Genomic DNA, 1,236 nt, shown 5'->3' on the forward strand with positions numbered 1-1,236 from the left:
AGCGTTCGTCCTGAGCCAGGATCAAACTCTCCGATAAAGTAGTTTGACTGACTACGCACATCGCTGTGCGATTTTATAATAAAACTTGAATTAACAGGTACGTTTTGTCTTGTTTAGTTTTCAAAGATCATTTTGTTTATCGCTTTGTTAAAGCAACTTTATTAGTATACAACGTCGCTTCCTCAAAGTCAACAACTTTTTTTGGTTCTTTTTTTGGTGGAGCCTAGCGGGATCGAACCGCTGACCTCCTGCGTGCAAAGCAGGCGCTCTCCCAGCTGAGCTAAGGCCCCATAAAAATGGTCGGGAAGACAGGATTCGAACCTGCGACCCCATGGTCCCAAACCATGTGCTCTACCAAGCTGAGCTACTTCCCGATTCCTCATATTAAAATAATATATGGCGCGCCCGAGAGGAGTCGAACCCCTAACCTTTTGATCCGTAGTCAAACGCTCTATCCAATTGAGCTACGGGCGCGAATGATAATGCCGAGGGCCGGACTTGAACCGGCACGGTAGTCACCTACCGCAGGATTTTAAGTCCTGTGTGTCTGCCAATTCCACCACCCCGGCGTGGATGGTATAGTTGGAGCGGAAGACGGGATTCGAACCCGCGACCCCCACCTTGGCAAGGTGGTGTTCTACCACTGAACTACTTCCGCAGACAGGATGTCCAGTTTTTATAACTGTCATCCTATATAATGCGGGTGAAGGGACTTGAACCCCCACGTCATAAAGACACTAGATCCTAAGTCTAGCGCGTCTGCCAATTCCGCCACACCCGCTTAAAAATGGTGAGCCATGAAGGACTCGAACCTTCGACCCTCTGATTAAAAGTCAGATGCTCTACCAACTGAGCTAATGGCTCTTCTTACAAGAGACTTGAATATTATATCATATAAAAGTGGTGCCGGCAAGAGGACTTGAACCCCCAACCTACTGATTACAAGTCAGTTGCTCTACCAATTGAGCTACACCGGCAAATGGTGGAGGATGACGGGCTCGAACCGCCGACCCTCTGCTTGTAAGGCAGATGCTCTCCCAGCTGAGCTAATCCTCCATAATTGCACTAACGTGCAATTGCTTGGCGGCGTCCTACTCTCACAGGGGGAGACCCCCGACTACCATCGGCGCTGAAGAGCTTAACTTCCGTGTTCGGCATGGGAACGGGTGTGACCTCTTCGCTATCGCCACCAAACAATTGAGAGTGTTCTCTCAAAACTAGATAACAGGTGTGACA

General features: G+C 48.9%; 9 tRNA genes and 1 rRNA gene. All 10 read right to left on the reverse strand.

Features of this window, described 5'->3' with window-relative positions:
• Positions 1–214 precede the first annotated feature (214 nt).
• The 10 genes from LJF29_RS21055 to rrf all read right to left on the reverse strand — a co-directional run bounded on the left by LJF29_RS21055 (position 215) and on the right by rrf (position 1,194).
• Positions 215–290, reverse strand: a tRNA-Ala gene (locus LJF29_RS21055).
• A gap of 7 nt (positions 291–297) precedes the next feature.
• Positions 298–374: transfer RNA gene (locus LJF29_RS21060), tRNA-Pro, on the reverse strand.
• Between the two features lie 23 nt (positions 375–397).
• Positions 398–474: transfer RNA gene (locus LJF29_RS21065), tRNA-Arg, on the reverse strand.
• A gap of 9 nt (positions 475–483) precedes the next feature.
• Positions 484–569, reverse strand: a tRNA-Leu gene (locus tag LJF29_RS21070).
• 14 nt (positions 570–583) lie between these two features.
• Positions 584–658, reverse strand: a tRNA-Gly gene (locus tag LJF29_RS21075).
• Between the two features lie 40 nt (positions 659–698).
• Positions 699–781, reverse strand: a tRNA-Leu gene (locus LJF29_RS21080).
• Between the two features lie 7 nt (positions 782–788).
• Positions 789–864: transfer RNA gene (locus LJF29_RS21085), tRNA-Lys, on the reverse strand.
• Positions 865–901: 37 nt separating this feature from the next.
• A tRNA-Thr gene (locus tag LJF29_RS21090) sits at positions 902–977 on the reverse strand.
• A gap of 3 nt (positions 978–980) precedes the next feature.
• Positions 981–1,056, reverse strand: a tRNA-Val gene (locus LJF29_RS21095).
• Between the two features lie 22 nt (positions 1,057–1,078).
• A 5S ribosomal RNA gene (rrf, locus tag LJF29_RS21100) occupies positions 1,079–1,194 on the reverse strand.
• Between the last annotated feature and the right edge of the window lie 42 nt (positions 1,195–1,236).

The sequence above is a fragment of the Bacillus sp. LBG-1-113 genome, assembly GCF_020708615.1.
GTDB lineage: Bacteria > Bacillota > Bacilli > Bacillales > Bacillaceae > Bacillus > Bacillus mojavensis.